At 62.1% G+C, this 18,814-nt stretch carries 20 protein-coding genes, 1 pseudogene and 1 riboswitch; of the genes and pseudogenes, 10 read left to right on the top strand and 11 right to left on the bottom strand.

Features of this window, described 5'->3' with window-relative positions:
• Positions 1–468: 468 nt before the first annotated feature.
• From gcvP to ACVTFQ_RS08475, 4 genes are all read right to left on the bottom strand, one after another.
• Positions 469–3,333, bottom strand: coding sequence for an aminomethyl-transferring glycine dehydrogenase (gcvP, locus tag ACVTFQ_RS08490; protein WP_112437454.1), 2,865 nt, complete (start codon positions 3,331–3,333; stop codon positions 469–471).
• Positions 3,333–3,695, bottom strand: coding sequence for a glycine cleavage system protein GcvH (gene gcvH / locus ACVTFQ_RS08485; RefSeq protein ID WP_111563586.1), 363 nt, complete (start codon positions 3,693–3,695; stop codon positions 3,333–3,335). Before gcvH ends, gcvP begins: the two co-directional genes overlap by 1 nt.
• A 423-nt stretch (positions 3,696–4,118) precedes the next feature.
• Positions 4,119–5,255 (bottom strand): glycine cleavage system aminomethyltransferase GcvT, encoded by a 1,137-nt coding sequence (gene gcvT, locus ACVTFQ_RS08480; RefSeq protein ID WP_112437452.1) that lies wholly within the window; start codon positions 5,253–5,255, stop codon positions 4,119–4,121.
• A gap of 151 nt (positions 5,256–5,406) precedes the next feature.
• Positions 5,407–5,498: riboswitch (glycine riboswitch) on the bottom strand.
• Positions 5,499–5,611: 113 nt separating this feature from the next.
• Complete coding sequence (locus tag ACVTFQ_RS08475; RefSeq protein WP_018902329.1) at positions 5,612–5,881, bottom strand: hypothetical protein; 270 nt, start codon at positions 5,879–5,881, stop codon at positions 5,612–5,614.
• A gap of 202 nt (positions 5,882–6,083) precedes the next feature.
• On the opposite strand from ACVTFQ_RS08475, the gene ACVTFQ_RS08470 reads away from it, so the two are divergent.
• Entirely contained in the window at positions 6,084–6,242 is a 159-nt protein-coding gene (locus tag ACVTFQ_RS08470; RefSeq protein WP_162718294.1) for a hypothetical protein, read from the top strand.
• A gap of 25 nt (positions 6,243–6,267) precedes the next feature.
• Here the strand turns inward: ACVTFQ_RS08470 and ACVTFQ_RS08465 are convergent, their stop codons facing one another.
• Positions 6,268–6,753 carry a hypothetical protein gene (locus ACVTFQ_RS08465; RefSeq protein ID WP_146618506.1) on the bottom strand — a complete coding sequence of 162 codons (486 nt, stop codon included), beginning with the start codon at positions 6,751–6,753 and terminating at the stop codon, positions 6,268–6,270.
• A 130-nt stretch (positions 6,754–6,883) separates the two neighbouring features.
• Here ACVTFQ_RS08465 and crcB point away from each other — a divergent pair, with 130 nt between their 5' ends.
• The 7 genes from crcB to ACVTFQ_RS08430 all read left to right on the top strand — a co-directional run bounded on the left by crcB (position 6,884) and on the right by ACVTFQ_RS08430 (position 12,455).
• Positions 6,884–7,261, top strand: a complete 378-nt coding sequence (crcB, locus tag ACVTFQ_RS08460) for a fluoride efflux transporter CrcB (protein ID WP_111563590.1) — start codon at positions 6,884–6,886, stop codon at positions 7,259–7,261.
• A 101-nt stretch (positions 7,262–7,362) separates the two neighbouring features.
• Positions 7,363–8,355 (top strand): RluA family pseudouridine synthase, encoded by a 993-nt coding sequence (locus ACVTFQ_RS08455; protein WP_018902332.1) that lies wholly within the window; start codon positions 7,363–7,365, stop codon positions 8,353–8,355.
• A gap of 8 nt (positions 8,356–8,363) precedes the next feature.
• Positions 8,364–9,017, top strand: coding sequence for an HAD-IA family hydrolase (locus tag ACVTFQ_RS08450; protein ID WP_111563629.1), 654 nt, complete (start codon positions 8,364–8,366; stop codon positions 9,015–9,017).
• Between the two features lie 8 nt (positions 9,018–9,025).
• A complete protein-coding gene (locus ACVTFQ_RS08445; protein WP_111563591.1) occupies positions 9,026–9,835 on the top strand; it encodes an ATP12 family chaperone protein in 810 nt (269 codons plus the stop codon).
• Positions 9,836–9,904: 69 nt separating this feature from the next.
• Positions 9,905–10,381 (top strand): hypothetical protein, encoded by a 477-nt coding sequence (locus ACVTFQ_RS08440; protein ID WP_111563630.1) that lies wholly within the window; start codon positions 9,905–9,907, stop codon positions 10,379–10,381.
• Positions 10,382–10,404: 23 nt separating this feature from the next.
• The gene (locus ACVTFQ_RS08435) at positions 10,405–11,937 is read left to right on the top strand and encodes an acyl-CoA carboxylase subunit beta (RefSeq protein ID WP_111563592.1); all 1,533 of its coding nucleotides are present in this window, start codon (positions 10,405–10,407) and stop codon (positions 11,935–11,937) included.
• A 125-nt stretch (positions 11,938–12,062) separates the two neighbouring features.
• Positions 12,063–12,455, top strand: a complete 393-nt coding sequence (locus ACVTFQ_RS08430; protein ID WP_111563593.1) for a DoxX family protein — start codon at positions 12,063–12,065, stop codon at positions 12,453–12,455.
• Between the two features lie 119 nt (positions 12,456–12,574).
• Here the strand turns inward: ACVTFQ_RS08430 and fghA are convergent, their stop codons facing one another.
• The 5 genes from fghA to gfa all read right to left on the bottom strand — a co-directional run bounded on the left by fghA (position 12,575) and on the right by gfa (position 15,176).
• Positions 12,575–13,408, bottom strand: coding sequence for an S-formylglutathione hydrolase (fghA, locus tag ACVTFQ_RS08425; RefSeq protein WP_112437425.1), 834 nt, complete (start codon positions 13,406–13,408; stop codon positions 12,575–12,577).
• Between the two features lies 1 nt (position 13,409).
• Positions 13,410–13,877: a YaiI/YqxD family protein gene (locus ACVTFQ_RS08420; protein ID WP_111563595.1), complete on the bottom strand. Its 468-nt coding sequence runs from the start codon at positions 13,875–13,877 to the stop codon at positions 13,410–13,412.
• Between the two features lie 25 nt (positions 13,878–13,902).
• Positions 13,903–14,208, bottom strand: a complete 306-nt coding sequence (locus ACVTFQ_RS08415) for a type II toxin-antitoxin system RelE/ParE family toxin (RefSeq protein WP_112437424.1) — start codon at positions 14,206–14,208, stop codon at positions 13,903–13,905.
• On the bottom strand, positions 14,205–14,462 hold the full coding sequence (locus tag ACVTFQ_RS08410) for a type II toxin-antitoxin system ParD family antitoxin (protein WP_047512087.1): 258 nt from the start codon (positions 14,460–14,462) through the stop codon (positions 14,205–14,207). Before ACVTFQ_RS08410 ends, ACVTFQ_RS08415 begins: the two co-directional genes overlap by 4 nt.
• A gap of 135 nt (positions 14,463–14,597) precedes the next feature.
• The gene (gfa, locus tag ACVTFQ_RS08405; protein WP_111563597.1) at positions 14,598–15,176 is read right to left on the bottom strand and encodes an S-(hydroxymethyl)glutathione synthase; all 579 of its coding nucleotides are present in this window, start codon (positions 15,174–15,176) and stop codon (positions 14,598–14,600) included.
• A 354-nt stretch (positions 15,177–15,530) separates the two neighbouring features.
• Between gfa and ACVTFQ_RS08400 the strand changes: the two genes are divergently transcribed.
• Together ACVTFQ_RS08400 and ACVTFQ_RS08395 are read left to right on the top strand one after the other, a co-directional pair.
• Entirely contained in the window at positions 15,531–16,190 is a 660-nt protein-coding gene (locus tag ACVTFQ_RS08400; RefSeq protein WP_047512084.1) for a peroxiredoxin, read from the top strand.
• Positions 16,191–16,236: 46 nt separating this feature from the next.
• A pseudogene (locus tag ACVTFQ_RS08395) lies at positions 16,237–17,274 on the top strand (MBL fold metallo-hydrolase).
• Positions 17,275–17,305: 31 nt separating this feature from the next.
• On the opposite strand, the gene trmFO reads toward ACVTFQ_RS08395, so the two are convergent.
• The gene (trmFO, locus tag ACVTFQ_RS08390; RefSeq protein WP_111563599.1) at positions 17,306–18,739 is read right to left on the bottom strand and encodes a methylenetetrahydrofolate--tRNA-(uracil(54)-C(5))-methyltransferase (FADH(2)-oxidizing) TrmFO; all 1,434 of its coding nucleotides are present in this window, start codon (positions 18,737–18,739) and stop codon (positions 17,306–17,308) included.
• Between the last annotated feature and the right edge of the window lie 75 nt (positions 18,740–18,814).

Below are 18,814 nucleotides of genomic sequence, written 5' to 3'. Positions count from 1 at the left end.
CTTTGGTGGGCGTCGGCAGATCCTCGGGACAAGCCCGAGGATGACGGTCGAGAGAGGATTGTGATTCTCGATCAATGGGTTGGCGGTGGTATGGTTTTTGTTTTGCTTGCCGTGCTGCCTAGTCAATCTTCCGGCCCTTTGTCCGGCGTTTTCTCGGACGTTAGGATCCCACGGCGTCTTCCTCGGGCTTGTCCCGAGGATCTAAGCACGTTGCTCGGAATGCAAGGGTGCGGATGAATTGGCTTGGGTGCCAGCGGTGGTTTTGTCCATGACCGTAACGGTTTTGATAGGCGTTGGCAGATCCTCGGGACAAGCCCGAGGATGACGGTCGAGCGAGGATTGTGGCGCTCGATCAATGGGTTGACGATGATGGGTATCACGCTCCTCGTCCGTCAGTCCCCGACCGGATCAACGATCCCCCAAACACCAAAACGCCCGGACAAAGCCGGGCGTTTCGATCTCGTGTCCTTACTCGGCCGCTTCGGCGTAGGCTTCCAGCGGCGGGCAGGTGCAGATCAGGTTGCGGTCGCCGAAGACGTTGTCGACGCGGTTGACCGGGGACCAGTATTTGTCCACGCGGAAGGCGCCGGGGGGGAAGCAGGCCTGTTCGCGCGAATAGGGGCGATCCCATTCGCCGACGAGGTCTTCGACCGTGTGCGGGGCGTTCTTCAGCGGGTTGTTGGTCTTGTCGGAGCGACCTTCCTCGATGTCGCGGGCTTCCTGGCGGATCGCCAGCATGGCTTCGCAGAAGCGGTCGAGTTCGGCCTTGGTTTCCGATTCCGTCGGCTCGATCATCAGCGTGCCGGCAACGGGCCAGCTCATGGTCGGGGCGTGGAAGCCGCAGTCGATCAGGCGCTTGGCGACGTCGTCGACGGTCACGCCTGCGCTGTCGACCAGCGGGCGCGTGTCGATGATGCACTCATGCGCCACGCGGCCGGCCTCGGACTTGTAGAGCACGTCGTAGGCGCCCTTCAGCCGGGCGGCGATGTAGTTGGCGTTGAGGATCGCCACCTTGGTCGCCTGCGTCAGGCCTTCGCCGCCCATCATCAGGCAGTAGCTCCAGGAGATCGGCAGGATGGAGGCCGAGCCGAAGGCTGCTGCCGATACCGCGCCGGAACGGCCGTCGGTTTCCGGATGGCCGGGCAGATGGGCCGCTAGGTGCGACTTGACGCCGATCGGGCCCATGCCGGGACCGCCGCCGCCATGCGGGATGCAGAAGGTCTTGTGCAGGTTGAGGTGGCTAACGTCGGAGCCGATGTCACCAGGGCGGGACAGGCCGACCATGGCGTTCATGTTGGCGCCGTCGAGATAGACCTGGCCACCATGCTTGTGCACGAGATCGCAGATCTCCTTCACCGTTTCCTCGAACACGCCGTGCGTCGAGGGGTAGGTGATCATGCAGCAGGAGAGGTTCTCCGAATGCTGCTCGGCCTTGGCGCGGAAGTCGTCGAGGTCGATATCGCCGTTTTCGCGAACCTTGACGACCACGACCTTCATGCCGACCATCTGGGCGGATGCCGGGTTGGTGCCGTGCGCGGATGTCGGGATCAGGCAGACGTCGCGATGACCATTGCCGTTGGCGATGTGGTAGTTGCGGATCGTCAAGAGGCCCGCATATTCGCCCTGCGCGCCGGAGTTCGGCTGCATGGAAAAGGCGTCGTAGCCGGTGACGGCGCAGAGCTTTTCGGTGAGGTCGTCGATCATCTCGCGATAGCCGAGTGCCTGATCGGCCGGCACGAAGGGATGGATATCCGAAAACTCGGGCCAGGTGATCGGCAGCATTTCCGCCGTGGCGTTGAGTTTCATCGTGCAGGAGCCGAGCGGGATCATCGAGCGGTCGAGCGCCAGATCGCGGTCCGACAGGCGACGGATGTAACGCGTCATCTCGCTTTCGGCGCGGTTCATGTGGAAGATCGGATGCGTCAGGTACTCGCTGGTGCGAGCGAGACCTTTTGGCAGGCGATAGCTCGGCTCGAAATCGGCGACGGCGAAGTTGCCGCCGAAGGCGCGCCAGACGGCTTCCAGCGTCGCCGGGCGGGTGCGCTCGTCGAGGCTCATGCCGATCTTGGTGGCGCCGACCTTGCGCAGGTTGACGCCTTCGACGACCGCCGCGCGCAGGATGACGCCCTGCATGTGGCCGACATCGACGGTCACGGTGTCGAAGAAGGTTTCAGGCTCGATCGTGTAGCCGAGCTTTTCCAGGCCCTTGGCCATCAGAACGGCCTTCTGGTGGACCTGCTGGGCGATCGCCTTGATGCCCTTGGGGCCATGGAAGACGGCGTACATCGAGGCCATGACGGCGAGCAGAACCTGCGCGGTGCAGATGTTCGACGTCGCCTTTTCGCGGCGGATGTGCTGTTCGCGGGTCTGCAGCGACAGGCGATAGGCGCGGTTGCCGCGGGCATCGACCGAGACGCCGACGAGACGGCCGGGCATGGAGCGCTTGTGGGCGTCCTTGACCGACATGTAGGCCGCGTGCGGGCCGCCGTAGCCGACGGGAACGCCGAAGCGCTGCGACGAGCCGATGGCGATGTCGGCGCCCATTTCGCCCGGTGACTTCAGAAGCGTCAGCGCCAGGATGTCGGCGGCGACGATGGCGATTGCGCCGGTCTGGTGCAGGCGCGAGATCAGGCCGGTGAAATCATGCACATGGCCGTGCGTGCCCGGATACTGGAAGATGGCGCCGAAGACGTCGACCGGGTCTAGATCGGTGAAGGGATTGCCGATGACGACGCTCCAGCCGAGCGGCTCTGCGCGGGTCTTGATCAGCTCGATCGTCTGCGGATGGCAGGCGGCGTCGACGAAGAAGGCCTTGGCCTTCGACTTGGAGACGCGCTCGGCCATGGCCATGCCTTCGGCGGCGGCCGTTGCTTCGTCGAGCAGCGAGGCGTTGGCGACGTCGAGGCCGGTCAGGTCGCAGATCATCGTCTGGTAGTTCAGGAGCGCCTCGAGGCGGCCCTGGGAGATTTCCGGCTGGTAGGGCGTGTAGGCCGTGTACCAGGCCGGGTTTTCCAGGATGTTGCGCTGGATGACCGGCGGTGTGATCGTGCCGTAATAGCCCTGGCCGATCAGCGAGGTCAGGACCTTGTTCTTGTTGGCGGTTTCGCGCAGCTTGTCGAGCGCCTCGCGCTCCGTCATCGGCGCGCCCCAGACGAGCGGTACCTTCTGGCGGATGGAGGGCGGCACGGTCGCGTCGATCAGCCCGTCGAGGCTGTTATAGCCAATGACCTTGAGCATATCGGTCATTTCGGCCGGCGAGGGGCCGATGTGACGACGATTGGCGAAGTCGTAGGGCTGGTAGTCGGTAAACTGGAATTCCGTCGGCGTCGTCATTACGCGGTGAGCTCCTTGTAGGCCGCTTCGTCGAGCAGGCCGTCGGCATCGGCTGAATTGGCAAGCTTCAGCTTGAAGAACCAGCCAGACCCTTGAGGGTCTGAATTGACCAGAGACGGATCGGCGACGATGGCCGGGTTCACTTCGGTGATCTCGCCTTCCAGCGGGCAGTAGACATCCGAGGCGGCCTTGACGGATTCGACGGTGGCCGCGTTGTCGTTCTTGCCGAAGGTGGCGCCGACTTCAGGCAGTTCCACGAACACCAGATCGCCGAGCTGCTCGACGGCATAGGTGGTGATGCCGACGGTGGCGACACCGGCTTCGATCTGCAGCCATTCGTGTTCTTCGGTGAATTTCAGCATGGGATGGTCCTCTCTGGGGAATGGGGTGTTTGGATGGTGTAGGTACTGAAGGCTGTGCCTGGCGATACCCCCCTCTGTCCTGCCGGACATCTCCCCCACAAGGGGGGAGATCGGCGAGTGGGGAGGGCAGCGCTAAACAATGAAGGTAGAGCGAGCGGATGCGCCCAGCCAATCTCCCCACCTGTGGGGGAGATGTCCGGCAGGACAGAGGGGGGTACCCCACGCGCAACGCTAACAGCGGCGGCCCGCTCCACGCTCACCGTTTGGTGAGACGTCCGCCGCTGGTCGATCTCCCCCCTTGTGGGGGAGATGCCCGGCAGGGCAGAGGGGGGTACTCCACGCACAACGCCAGCGGCGGCGGCCTGCGAACAGTGCGCCTGAACAGGCAGTGCAACGATATGGATCGCCGCCGCGCTCATGGTCTTATCGCTTGTAGGTCGGCGTGACGAAGGGCAGGGCCGCGACTGTCACCGGCAGGTACTTGCCGCGAACCTCGGCGTAGACGACCGTTCCGACGTCGGCAGAGGCGACCGGTACATAGCCCATGGCGACAGGGCCTTCGACGCTCGGGCCGAAGCCGCCTGAGGTGACTTCGCCGATTTCAGTCTTGCCTTCCTGGTCGGCATAGAGCTTGGCGTGGCCGCGCACCGGCGCCTTGCCGTCGGGCTTCAAGCCGACGCGGCGGCGGGTGGCGCCGTTGTCGAGTTCGGAAAGGATGCGCTCGGCGCCGGGGAAGCCGCCAGCACGGGCGCCGCCGGTCTTGCGGGCCTTCTGGATAGCCCAGACGAGGGCTGCCTCGACGGGGGTCGTGGTGGTGTCGATGTCGTTGCCGTAGAGACAAAGACCAGCTTCGAGGCGCAGGCTGTCGCGCGCGCCGAGGCCGATCGGCTCGACGTCGGGATGCTCAAGCAACCGCTTGGTGACATCGACGGCCATGTCCGAGGGGATCGAGATCTCGTAGCCATCCTCACCGCTATAGCCGGAGCGCGAGACGAGACAGGAGACGTCGTGCAGGCGACAGTGGCGCACGTCCATGAACTTCATGGCGGCGACATCGGCCCAGAGTTCGGCCAGAGCCTCGACGGCGCGCGGACCCTGCAGCGCGATCAGCGCGCGGTCGAGCACGGTGATGTCGCAGGTGTCGGAGAGATGCTTCTGAAGGTGCGCGACGTCGGCATCCTTGCAGGCGGCGTTGACGACGACGAAGAGATGGTCGTCGAGATGGGTAATCATCAGGTCGTCGAGAATGCCGCCATTGTCGTCGGTGAAGAAACCGTAGCGCTGGCGTCCTTCGGCCAGCCCGAGGATATCGACGGGAACGAGGCTTTCCAGCGCGAGTGCTGCGTCCTCATACTTGCCCGACTTCGCCTTGATGACGACCTGACCCATGTGGGACACATCGAAGAGACCGGCGGCTGCGCGGGTCTGCAGATGTTCCTTCATCACGCCGGCCGGATATTGGACCGGCATGTCATAGCCCGCAAACGGTACCATGCGGGCGCCGAGCGACAGATGCAGGTCATGCAGCGGGGTTTTCTTCAGGGCAGCAGTATCGTCCAAGGACGCCTCCGGTGTTTGCGCGTGGGTTCCATGCGCGGGCTCAAATATTCGGGCGCGGTTGCGCCTTGTTTCGAGCCCCCTCTGTCTGTTTGCCTGAGATTGTTATCCCTTCGGCGCGCGTTTCGAAAACGCGTCTCTCCAGAGTTCCGTCTGCCCCTTGCTGGTCCTTTTGCCTGAGAGTTTCCGGGGCGGTTGCTCCTTCGGCACCGGCTGCGACGAGCCGGCTTCTCCCAACAAGGTTGAGCGCAATTATCTGGCGATGGCGGTGCTTGGCAAGGGGGAATGTCGCCGGCGAGCAATTTTTTGTCGCGGTCTTCTTTGCCGATCGAATTGCGGATCGATCGGGACGGGTGGTCTCAGTCTTCTTCGTAAAGCTTGAGAGCCTGCTGGAGCGCGGCCTGCGGCTGGCGCTGGCCCATGGTCATCAGGTCGAGCGCGACTTCGGTGGAGTTGATGACGGCGGCTGATTCATCGGTATCCTGGCCGGCATCGGTCCGGCGCTTGATGTCGGCCACCTTGCGGGCATCCTTGGCGGCGGTGCTGGCGGAGACGCGCGGGGGGATGCGCAGCGCTTCAAACGCCGCGGCCGCCGTACTTGCCGAAATGGAACCAACCAGAACTGTCATGTGACAGATTTAGGACGGCGGACCTTCCTGTCCTGATAAGAATATCGCTAAAATATGATCGATCGTGATTGTTCTTGTGCTTAATTCCGGTTCTCAAGCTATAGTGCGAATGTATTGCGCCGCTATATCTGCCTCATTGCCGCGTTACTTCCCGCATTACTCGACAACAAAATAGTACCGGTCCTTCAGAGGAGACGTTCAGATGCGCCGTTTTCACTCTCTTGCCTTGGCGGCAGCGCTTGTCGTCACCGCCTTCATAGCCACGGCCTGCACCACGACGGAGCAGAGCCGCGATGCCAGCATGCCGCTGAACTCGGCCTGCGCCTATGGTTTCAACAACGACCGGCCGTGCAGCTATTGAGGTGGAGTGGTGAGCTGCCCGCCGCCTATTCGATATAGAGGTCTACCAGGGCTTTGCGCCTGTCCTTGTCGATGACGACGAAGAGATGGCCTCCTGCGGGTCCAAACTGATCCTCATCGGCGCGATAGATGTCGTTCGCGTTGAATGGTGTGAATTCGGAGCGGAGGTCGTTGTCGATATAGTCCACGCTCTGAGAATTGCGGCTGGCATTTTCTCTTGAGAAGCGCCAGCCGACCAGCATCGATGCCATGTCGTTAGGCTCGATCTCGAAGCCGCACGTTACCAGAGCGTCCGTTATGACGAATGGTCCTGTGCACTTGATATTCTTTGCCGACACCGGGAGTTCCTTGATCTTGAGCATCGAACGAAGTTGCCCGGGCGCCTCATCATAGAGCGCCACCGCGGTGATCGAGACGATCACGAGCACCACCCACGCTGATGCTGCGTACAGCCATTTTCGTCGTATCGCCAATCGCAAGTCCTCGAAGCTGCGTTCACTCAGAATGCGCAATCATACGTTGCCATTTCTGTAAGGCCGATCAATCCTGCAATTAAGATTAGAGCGAATTATCGATGGAGTGGGCGGAGAGCAGCGGACGCGGTCAATTGGCAACGCATCCTGCCTGCGCTACACAAGGCCTATGATCCAGGCTCTTCTCGTCGCTGTCGGCGGCGCCATCGGTTCCGTGCTTCGCTATTATGTCGGCCAGTGGTCGTTGCGGCTGATGGGCACGGGCTTTCCGTGGGGGACGCTTGTCGTCAATGTTGTGGGATGTTTCGTCATCGGCGTTTTCGCGGAGCTGATCGCGCGGCGTTTCAATGCGTCGAACGAATTGCGGCTTTTGCTAATCACCGGTTTTCTCGGCGGCTTCACGACGTTCTCCGCCTTTTCGCTGGATGCGATCTCGCTGATCGAGCGCGGGGCGATGGCGTCGGCGGCGGTCTATATGGTGGCGAGCGTCGGGCTGTCGATGGCGGCGGTTTTCGCGGGGCTTGCGATCATGCGCGCATTGATCTGAAAGGGGATCTGAGATTCAGGTTTCCGTTTTTGCGTAAAATGCTCTAAAGCCAGCGGCAAAGGCCGCGCCTGGTGCCGGCAACTCTTTCCGAAAGTACAGACATGGCTGGCATTGAACATATTACCGTCGAAGCCGACGAGGCGGGCATGCGCCTCGATCGTTGGTTCAAGATCCACTATCCCGGCCTCGGATTCGGTCCGCTGCAGAAGCTGATGCGTTCCGGCCAGGTGCGTGTCGATGGCGGTCGCGTGAAGACCGATGCGCGCGTGCAGCCGGGGCAGGTGGTGCGCGTGCCGCCGCTCGATGTCGACGCCAAGAAGGCCGGGCCGATCGCCAGCCATGATCTCAAGCACGGCGGCGACTACGAGCTGTTGCAGCGAATGGTGCTGCATGAGGACGACAAGGTGATCGTGCTCAACAAGCCGGCCGGCCTTGCCGTGCAGGGCGGTTCCGGCGTGACGCGCAACATCGACAAGATGCTGGAGGCCTGGACGAGCCCGAAGGGCGAGAAGCCGCGGCTGGTCCATCGTCTCGACCGCGACACCTCGGGCGTGCTGGTCATCGCCCGCACGCGCGGTGCTGCGCAGAAGCTGACGGCGGCGTTTCGCGAGCGCGACACCAAGAAGACCTACTGGTCGCTGGTCAAGGGCGTGCCGCGCAAGCACGAGGACAAGATCTCGACCTGGTTGGTGAAGGAACAGACGCCGGATGGAGACCGTATGCGAGTCTGCAAGCATGGCGAGGAGGGCGCCGACCACGCGATCTCCTATTACAAGGTGCGCGAGACGGCGGCGCAGAACCTCGCCTGGCTGGAGATGGAGCCGTATACCGGCCGTACCCACCAGCTGCGCGTCCACGCGCTGCATATCGGTCATCCGATTATCGGCGACCCCAAATACTTCGACGACGACCACAACTGGGATTTCCCCGGCGGCATCCAGAAGCGGCTGCATCTGCACGCCCGCAAGATCGACATTCCGCATCCGAATGGCGGGCGCCTGCGGGTGACCGCGCCGCTGCCGCCGCACATGGTTCAGACCTGGAACTTGCTCGGCCTCGACCTGGCTGAAGCTGACCGGGAAGACTTCGAATGAATTCGGGAATGAAACTGGCATTGTTCGATTGCGACGGCACGCTTGTCGACAGCGCTGCGCTGATCCATGAGGTGATGGCGCGCACTTTCGTGCATTTCGGTCATGACCGGCCTGATCTCTCGCAGACCAAGGCGATCATCGGGCTGACGCTCGATATCGCCATCGCCCGCATGCAGGGCAAGCCGCATGTGGACGACGAGGCGGTGGCGATGACGGCGCATTACAAGGCGATCTACGCCGATGTGCGCGCCGAAGCCGGCGTCGACGTGCCGCTGTTCGATGGCATCAGCGAGTTGATCCGTACGCTGGCTGAAAAGGACGAGGTGCTGATCGGCGCCGTCACCGGCAAGTCGCGTCGCGGGCTGGTGCATGTTCTGGAGACGCACGGCTTTTCCCGCGATTTCATCGTGTCGCGCACTGCTGACGATTGCCCGTCGAAGCCGCATCCGGCCATGGTGACGGAATGCTGCAGTGAAACGGGGATGAATCCCGCCGATACCATTGTCATCGGCGACGCGATTTACGATATGCAGATGGCAAAGGCTGCGGGCGCCACCGCGATCGGTGTGTCCTGGGGCTATGCCAGCGTCGACGATCTGATTGCGGCAGGCGCCGATACGATCGCCTATCATCCGGCCGATATACTGAAGCATTTTTCCTGAGGTGAGCCATGCGTGATCTGTTGAACGACCTGTCCGAGGGGCTGAGCCATCCCGATCCGATCCGCCGCGCGCAGATCCAGATGAAGAAGCCGCTGCCGAAGCGTTTTTATAAGGACGTCTCGGTGAGTGAGGCCCAAGGCACCGACCCCCAAGGCACTGGAGCCGGCTTCGTCGTCGAACTCGACGGCAAGGCCGTGCGGACGCCGGCCCGCAATCTTCTGGCGGCTCCGACGCGCAAACTTGCCGAGCTGATGGCCGACGAGTGGAAGGCGCAGGGCGACGAGATCGATCCAGGCTCCATGCCTTTGACCAAGCTGATCAACACGGCGATCGATGGTGTTGCAACCGATACGCAGGCCGTCTTCGAAGACATTCTGCGCTTTTCCGGCACCGATATGCTCTGCTACCGCGCCGAAGGGCCGGAGGAGCTGGTGGCGCGGCAGACCAAGCTCTGGGATCCGGTGCTCGACTGGGCGTCGAATACGCTCGGCGCGCGCTTTATCCTCGCCGAGGGCATTGTCCATCAACAGCAGCCACAGGGTGCCATTGCGGCGTTTTCGGCGGGGCTGCGCAAGCACGACAATGCGATCGCGCTCGCCGTGCTGCACACCATCACGACGCTGACGGGATCCGCACTGCTGGCGCTGGCTTTTGCCGAACGCGAGCTCGACGAAAACGAGGTGTGGTCGCTGGCGCATCTCGAAGAGGACTGGACGATCGAGCACTGGGGCAGCGACGAGGAGGCGGAAGAGCGCCGCGCGCTGCGTTTCATCGATTTTCTGGCGGCCACGCGTGCTTTTTTGGCACTGAAGGGCTGAAATAGATTGCCATGACCGTCTTTATGGCGAAGATCGCGACTCTTAATGGGGTGGACGCGGTTTTTCGTCATGAATATGTTTCAGTCGGTTATTTCAAAAATTTTACTGTCTTTTATCGCGCTCGTTTCGGGTTTGGCGCTGATTTCCTGCGGCTCGCTGATGCCCAAGGAGCCGCCGGGACCAATTTACGACGTGCGCAGCGCCGTGGTCGTTTCCGGCCCGAAAGTGCCGCCCGCGGTGCTGGCGGGCGTGGGTGATCGCGTCAACAAGGCGATCAATGCCACGGTTCGCACCGAGGTCTATCCGCGCGTCGTGCTCACCATCCGCGTCGTCTCCGTCACGACGGGGCAGGGCTACGACAAGAGCCAGAGCTCGGCGAAGATAACGGTTGACGCGGCCTCCGTCGAAGACGGCACCGTGATCGCCGTGTCGACGTTCGACGTGCTCAGCCGCTCGAACCTTTCCGATGCGTCGGAAGAAATTCTTGCTGAAAACATCGCAGCGCGTATCCGGTCGATCTTCACGCTCAGCCCGGGCTCGGAATAAGCGCGCCGTAACGGGAGGTCGCCTTGAAGGAAATTCTCGAAGAGCTCGAACGCCGCCGTGACATCGCCCGCAAGGGTGGCGGGGAGGCCAGGATCGAGGCGCAGCACAAGCGTGGCAAGCTGACCGCGCGCGAGCGCATCGATCTCATTCTCGACGAGGGGTCCTTCGAGGAGTTCGGCATGTTCGTCGAACACCGCTCCAACGATTTCGGCATGGAGAAGAGCCGGATCGCCGGCGATGGCGTGGTGACCGGCTGGGGCACTGTCAATGGCCGCACGGTCTTCGTCTTCGCCAAGGATTTCACGGTCTTCGGCGGCTCGCTGTCTGAGGCGCATGCCGAGAAGATCATAAAGGTCCAGGACATGGCGCTGAAGAACCGCGCGCCGATCATCGGCATCTATGACGCCGGCGGCGCGCGCATCCAGGAGGGTGTGGCAGCACTCGGTGGCTATGCCGAGGTGTTCCAGCGCAACGTTCTCGCCTCGGGCGTCATTCCGCAGATCTCGGTCATCATGGGGCCATGCGCCGGGGGTGACGTTTATTCGCCCGCGATGACAGATTTCATCTTCATGGTGCGCGACACCTCCTACATGTTCGTGACCGGTCCTGACGTCGTCAAGACCGTGACCAACGAGACGGTCACGGCGGAGGAGCTCGGCGGCGCCTCGGTGCACACGACGAAATCCTCAATCGCCGACGGCGCCTATGACAACGATGTCGAGGCGCTGCTGCAGGTGCGCCGGCTGATCGATCTCCTGCCGCAGTCGAACACATCGCCGGTGCCGGAGATCGAATGTTACCAGTCAGTGACGGAGACGGATGCGTCGCTGGATACGCTGGTGCCCGCCAATGCCAACAAGCCTTACGACATCAAGGAACTGATCCTGAAGACGGCGGACGAGGGGGATTTCTTCGAGATCCAGGCGAGCTTCGCCAAGAACATCGTCTGCGGCTTCGGCCGGATCGAGGGCTCAACGGTCGGCTTCGTCGCCAACCAGCCGATGGTGCTGGCAGGCGTTCTCGACAGCGACGCCTCACGCAAGGCCGCCCGCTTCGTGCGCTTCTGCGACTGCTTCAACATCCCGATCGTCACCTTCGTGGATGTGCCGGGCTTCCTGCCGGGGACGGCGCAGGAATATGGCGGGTTGATCAAGCACGGGGCGAAGCTGCTCTTCGCCTATGCCGAGGCGACCGTGCCGAAGCTGACCGTCATCACCCGCAAGGCGTTCGGCGGCGCTTACGATGTCATGGCGTCGAAGCATATGCGCGGGGATCTGAACTATGCCTGGCCGACGGCGCAAATCGCCGTGATGGGTGCCAAGGGCGCGGTCGAGATCATCTTCCGCAAGGATATCGCCGATCCTGAAAAGATCGCCGAACATACGAAGATGTACGAGGAGCGGTTCCTCTCTCCCTTCGTGGCGGCCGAGCGAGGCTATGTCGATGAGGTAATCATGCCGCACTCGACCCGCAGACGGTTGGCGCGCGGATTGAAGATGCTGCGTAACAAGGATCTTACCAATCCCTGGAAGAAACACGACAATATTCCCCTCTAAGGTGAATAAGTCGTGGAAAATCAATGAAAATCAAGCGGATGTGATGGGAGCACCAAAAAACGTGACTTCTCTGTTTTCAACCAGATCGCTAACGCTCCTCTGTCTTTTGACCTAAGGAGAGTTTTATGCCCCGTTTCGAACGCCTTAACGCGTACCAGCCGTACGCCTTGGCCGCGCTCCGCATCATCACCGCTCTGCTCTTCATCGAGCACGGCACGATGAAGCTTTTCGCCTTCCCGATTCCCCAGGGTGAAGGCGGTCCGCTGCCGCCGCTGATCCTTTTCGCCGCTCTGCTTGAGACCATCGGCGGTCTGGCGATCCTCGTCGGTTTCTTCACGCGCCCGGTTGCCTTCATCCTGTCGGGCCAGATGGCGGTCGCCTACTTCATGGCGCACCAGCCGCGCGGCTTCTTCCCGGCCGAGAACGGCGGCGAAGCGGCAATCCTGTATTGCTTCGTCTTCCTGGCCCTGGTGTTCACCGGCGCCGGCGCTTTCGCGATCGACAAGAACAAGGCGTGATCTGACGGCCGCGGGCCTGTCCCGCGGCGCGGTCTGATCAAGCAACATAAAGGATGCGCCGGGGACGAGCGCATCAACCGATCGGCCCCTTTCGGGGCCGATCGTGTTTTCAGGATTTATCAGCCGAGACGCTCGGCGTGCCACTTCAGGTGATCGTCCATGAAGGTCGAGATGAAGTAGTAGGAGTGGTCGTAGCGTTCGTGCATGCGCAGCGTCAGCTTGATGTCGGTGTCCTTGATCGCTTCTTCGAAGAGCCAGGGGCGCAGGCCGTTTTCCAGGAAGCCGTCGGCCTTGCCCTGGTCGATCAGGAACTCCGGGAAGCGTGCGCCATCCTTGACCAAGGCGCAGGCGTCGTACTGACGCCATGCGGCACGGTCTGAGCCGAGATATTTTTCGAAGGCCGGGGCGGACCAGTCGGCGGTCGAAGGCTCGACGATCGGCGCGAAGGCCGAGCAGCTCTTGAAGCGGCCGGGGTTCTTCAGCGCGATAGTCATGGCGCCGTGGCCGCCCATGGAGTGGCCGAAAATGCCCTGGCGATCCATGTCCATGCGGAAGTGCGGGCGGATGAAGGCGGGCAGTTCCTCGGTGATGTAAGTGTACATCTGGTAGTTTTCGGCCCAGGGCTCTTCGGTGGCGTTCAGATAGAAGCCGGCGCCCTTGCCCATCTGCCAGTTGGTCAGTTCATCCGGCACGTCGTTGCCGCGCGGGCTGGTATCGGGGCAGACGATGATCAGGCCGAGCTCGGCTGCCATGCGGCGATACTCGCCCTTTTCCATGACGTTGGCGTGGGTGCAGGTGAGGCCCGAGAGATACCACAGAACCGGGCAGGGCTTTTCGATCGCCTGCGGGGGCACGAAGACCGCGAAGGTCATGTCGCACTTCAGGGCATCGGACGTATGCGTGAAAACGCCCTGCATGCCGCCAAAGGCGGTCGCCTGGGAAATGATGTTCATTCTATTCTCCTGGTGGTGGCGTGACGGCCTTGGCGCGGCGGCACAGCCGATCGAATGTTTCGAGGAAACGGGAGCGGTCCTTTGGACCGAAGGCGGCGTTGTAGCCCTTGCTTTCGCCGGTCTCGCGCAGATGCGCGCCGAGATCGCGCATGGCGGAGGCCATGCCGATATTGGTGTCGTCGAAGACACGGCCGGTGGGGCCGGTGACAAAGGCGCCCGCCGCGACGCAACGCACCGCGAGCGGCACATCGGCGGTGACCACCACGTCGCCCGATCCGCAATGTTCGGCGATCCAGTTGTCGGCGGCGTCGAAGGCGTTGGAGACGATGACGTTGTGCACCATCGGGTCGCGCGAGGGGCGCAGGCCGGAATTGGCGACGAAGGTCACTTCGATGCTCAGCCGTTCGGCGACCTTGAGGACCTCGGGCTTGACCGGGCAGGCGTCTGCGTCAACGTAAATATGGTGCATGGGTGTTTGTCGGTGTCCTGTAGTGTCAGTCTTCAAAGAAGCGGTGATAGTCTCGCGCGGCAGGTAAGAGGCGGACCAATTCTATGCCCGATCCATCGGAAATGGGTTCATAGACCACGATATATTGTCTGAAAGTAAAAAGCAGGAGGTTTGGGAACTTCGGAAAACGGGTTACGCCAAGAAATGGATTGTCGGCAAATATCTGTGCCCGATCTTCAAGCCTCAACGCGAACTCGTCCGCCCGAGATTCGCTATCCTTGGCAATGAAGTTCCAGGCATCAAGGGCATCCAGAAGGAACTGCCGTCGACGACGTATCGTGCCGCGGCTCATATCTTTCCGGTGCGGAACTTGACGAGGAGGTCCTTCATCGGCTCCATCGGTTCCGAAGGGCCACTGGCCAGCCCTTTTTCGATCTCGGCCTCGAGCCCGGCAATAAATGCCGCCGCTTGCCGTTCACGCTCTTCGACCAAGCGAAGCCCCGTCGACACAACATCGTTCGCGCCGTCGAAACGGCCGGTCTCGACCAAACGATCGATGAGATCCTGCTGTTGTTTTGTTAGAGACAAGGCGGATGTTGCGGACATGCGTGGTCCCTTGGTTTGTCGTTGGCTGCAGCTTATCAAATCGACACAGTCGGCGCTTCCTAAAAATACATGGATTGGCATGCGAAGGCGCTGCGCGCGGCCGGCGCGCAGCGGGTTTCACGGTGAGCGCGATCCTCACGCCTCCTTCAGCGTGCCGGCTTTCTTCGCGGCGAAGGTCGCGAGTACATCCATCAGCGTCGGGTTCAGGCAGTCGTAGGCCGCAAGCCCGAGCTCGTTCAACCGGCTGCGAACGCCTGACATCGCCGAGGGTGGGGTCCCGCTCTCGATGATCGAGGAGACGAAGGCGGCGAAGGTGGGTTCGGGCCAGCCTGCTTCCCGGAAGCGTTCGGGGTGGACGAAGGACAGGCCCTTGAAGGCGTGGTCGCGCTCGACGGGGCCGTACATGTGGACGCCGCACTCCTTGCAGGCGTGGCGCTGGATCAGCGCGTCCTTGTCGACGACGGCGAGCTTGTCGCCATTTTCGAGAACGCTGACGTTGTCTGTCGAGGCGACAGCGACCACCGAGAAGGCGGCACCTTTCGGCTTCCAGCACTTGGTGCAGCCGCAGGCATGGTTGTGGGCGACCGTGCCCTTGACCGAGACTTTTACCGGGCGGCTGGCGCAAGCGCAGACGAGCGTGCCGCCCCCGAAATTCGCCTGGCCCTTCTTGACCCCGCCATCGAGCGCGGGGTGGATCGATACCTGGTATGCCATGCTCAGCTTCTCCTCCTCAGCTGCCGGTGGCTCCCAAATCAGGACCGATTTGTGAAAAAGCCGCCGGCCATTTCAAAGTCGTGCCGCATTGCGTGGTGGGTCTGTCGTGGCGTGGAATGTCGAACGCAAATCTAACAAACCGGCCCGGTGAAAACCAGCGAATCCGCATGGTGGGGTTTGTCGGTTTCTGCCGGCATGCGCTGATCATATCGGCCCCCGGTCGACCCGACAGCCACGCGATTTTCAGGCCGCGCTACCTCTTTCGTTTCATATTGCCTAACGCTCCAAAGTGGAGCATGTTTCGCGCACTCAGCGAAACCGTGTGAATTTTCCTACAACTTATTGGAGGTAATTATGCTTGCCATCAACGACATTGCTCCAGATTTCGAGGCGCAGACGACCGAAGGCACGATCAATTTTCACGATTGGATCGGCAGCTCCTGGGCGGTCCTGTTTTCGCATCCCAAGGATTTCACGCCGGTCTGCACCACGGAACTCGGTTACATGGCGAAGATCAAGCCGGAGTTCGACAAGCGCGGCGTCAAGATCATCGGCCTCTCCGTCGATCCGCTGGATCGTCACGACGGCTGGATGAACGACATCGAGGAAACGCAAGGCACGCGCCCCAACTACCCGATGATCGCCGACGTCGATTTCAACGTCTCCAAGCTTTACCACATGCTGCCGGCAGCCGTGTCGGGTGATCCCACTGTGCGCACCGCGGCCGACAACCAGACGGTTCGCAATGTCTTCGTCATCGGCCCGGACAAGAAGATCAAGCTCATCCTCGTCTACCCGATGACGACGGGCCGCAACTTCGATGAAGTCATCCGCGTCATCGATTCTCTGCAGCTGACCGCCAAGCACAAGGTCGCGACGCCGGCCAACTGGCAGAACGGCGGCGACGTCATCATCGCCGGCTCGGTCTCCGACGAAGACGCCAAGAAGCAGTACCCTGACGGCTGGGTGTCGCCCAAGCCCTACATCCGCATCGTGCCGCAGCCGAAGGGCTGAGCCTGGTCGCGGGACATCGATATCGGACAGAACGCAGGAGGCGAAGATGATCTTCCGTCAGCTTTTCGACCCCGCATCCAGCACCTACTCCTACCTGATGGCAAGCAGGCGGGGCGGCGAGGCGCTGATCATCGATCCTGTGCTTGAAAAAGTCGATCGCTACCTGCAACTCATCCACGAACTCGACCTGAAGCTGGTCAAGGCCGTGGACACGCATCTGCATGCCGATCACATCACCGGTCTTGGCGCCGTGCGCGACAAGACCCACTGCACGACCGTGATGGGGGAGCAGACCAAGGCCGATGTCGTCTCGATGCGCCTGTCCGACAACGACAGGCTGACCATCGAGGGCCTGTCGCTCGATGTCATCTATACGCCCGGCCATACGGACGATAGCTATAGTTTCGTGCTTCCCGACCGTGTCTTCACCGGCGACACGCTGCTGATCCGCGGCACCGGCCGCACCGATTTCCAGAACGGCGATCCGCGCGCCCAGTTCGAATCCATCTTCGGCCGCCTGCTGAAGTTGCCGGATACGACGCTCGTCTACCCCGCCCACGACTACAAGGGCGACACCGTCTCGACGATCGGCTAGGAGAAGACCTTCAACCCGCGCCTGCAGGTGCGCTCGGCCGATGAATATGCCGACCTGATGAACAATCTGAAGCTCGCCAATCCGAAGATGATGGACGTGGCGGTGCCGGCCAACATGAAGATCGGCATGGATCATCACGACGTCGACAGCCACGGATGGTCATTGAGCGTCCGGCAGGTTTTTGATCTGATGGGCAGGCCTGATGTCGCGCTGATCGACCTTCGCGAGGATAGCGAACGCCAGCGCCACGGCGTCATCCCGTCATCGCTGCATTTTCCCTATCCGGCGCTTGCAGAAAGCATCAGCGCCGGCGGCGTTCTGCATGAACTCGGCGTATCCACCACCAAGCGCCTGGTCTTCTACTGCGCCTTCGGCGAACGCTCCGCCATGGCTGTGCAGGCCGCGCACGACGCCGGCATCGCATCCGCATGCCACATCGAGGGCGGCATCGACGCCTGGAAAAAGGCCAATGGGCCGGTCACCCACTGACCTGTCTTGGCTTGTGAGCAGAGCGGCCTGATCAGGCCGTCTTTGCCACCGGCAATGTCTCGCCAAGCCACGTCGCACAGTCGCTCAGCGCCCGCTTGGCGATCAGCTGCCGCTTCATGATCGTCTTGTCCTTGCCGCGAAAGCGCTTCACGCCCTCCGGCTTGACGATCGAGCCCGGCTCGAGCTCCGGAAACAGCCCGAAATTGATGTTCATCGGCTGGAAGGAGCGCTTGCCCGGTTCCTCGTCGTTGCTGATATGCCCGCCGGTGATATGGCCGAGCAGCGAGCCGAGCGCGGTCGTCGCCGGCGGCAGAGACACCGTTTCGCCCTTGCGTTCGGCAGCCGCGAAACGGCCGGCGAGCAGGCCGACGCTGGCGCTCTCGACATAACCTTCGCAGCCGGTGATCTGGCCTGCGAAGCGCAGGCCCGGCCGCGACTTCAGCGTCAGCGAACCGTCGAGCAGCGTCGGCGAGTTGATATAGGTGTTGCGGTGCAGGCCGCCGAGACGCGCGAACTCGGCATTCTGCAATCCCGGGATCATCTTGAGGATCTCGGTCTGCGCGCCGTATTTCAGCTTCGTCTGGAAGCCGACCATGTTGTAGAGCGTGCCGAGCGCATTGTCCTGGCGCAGCTGCACGACGGCATAGGCCTTGACCGTCGGGTTATGCGCGTTGGTAAGCCCCATCGGCTTCATCGGTCCATGGCGCAACGTCTCGCGGCCGCGCTCCGCCATGATCTCGATCGGCAGGCAGCCGTCGAAATAGGGCGTGCCTTCCCATTCCTTGAAACCGACCGTGTCGCCGGCGATCAGCGCATCGACGAAGGCATTGTACTGCGCCTCGTCCATCGGGCAGTTGATGTAATCCTTGCCGGTGCCGCCTGGGCCGACCTTGTCGTAGCGAGACTGGTACCAGCAGATATCCATGTCGATGCTCTCGCGATAGACGATCGGCGCGATGGCATCGAAGAAGGCGAGCGCATCGGCGCCGGTCTCGGCCTGGATGGCGCTCGCAAGCGACGGCGCCGTCAGCGGGCCGGTGGCGACGATCGCCAGATCCCACTCCTTCGGCGGAAGACCGGTGATCTCCTCGCGCACCACAGTGATGAGCGGATGATCGTGCACCGCCCGGGTGACTGCTTCCGAGAACCCGTCGCGATCGACAGCCAGCGCGCCGCCGGCCGGCACCTGGTGCTTGTCGGCGCAGGCCATGATCAGCGATCCCGCCATGCGCATTTCCGCATGGATGACGCCGACGGCATTGGCGGTCGCATCGTCGGAGCGGAAAGAGTTGGAACAGACGAGTTCGGCCAGATGGTCCGTCTTGTGAGCATCGGTGCCGCGCACGCCGCGCATCTCGTGCAGGATGACGGGGACGCCGGCGTTTGCGATCTGCCACGCGGCTTCGGAGCCCGCGAGCCCGCCGCCGACGACGTGGATGGGAGAATGGGAAGAGGTCTTTGTCATGCGCGGCTGATTATCACGCCGCGCCATGACAGCAAACTGGATATTGGCAGGAAACCGGATATTTGAGCGGCACCT

The sequence above is a fragment of the Rhizobium sp. O111 genome (genome assembly GCF_055616315.1).
The sequence above is the reverse complement of the archived record's forward strand: the minus strand, read 5'-3'. Positions and strand labels throughout refer to the sequence as shown.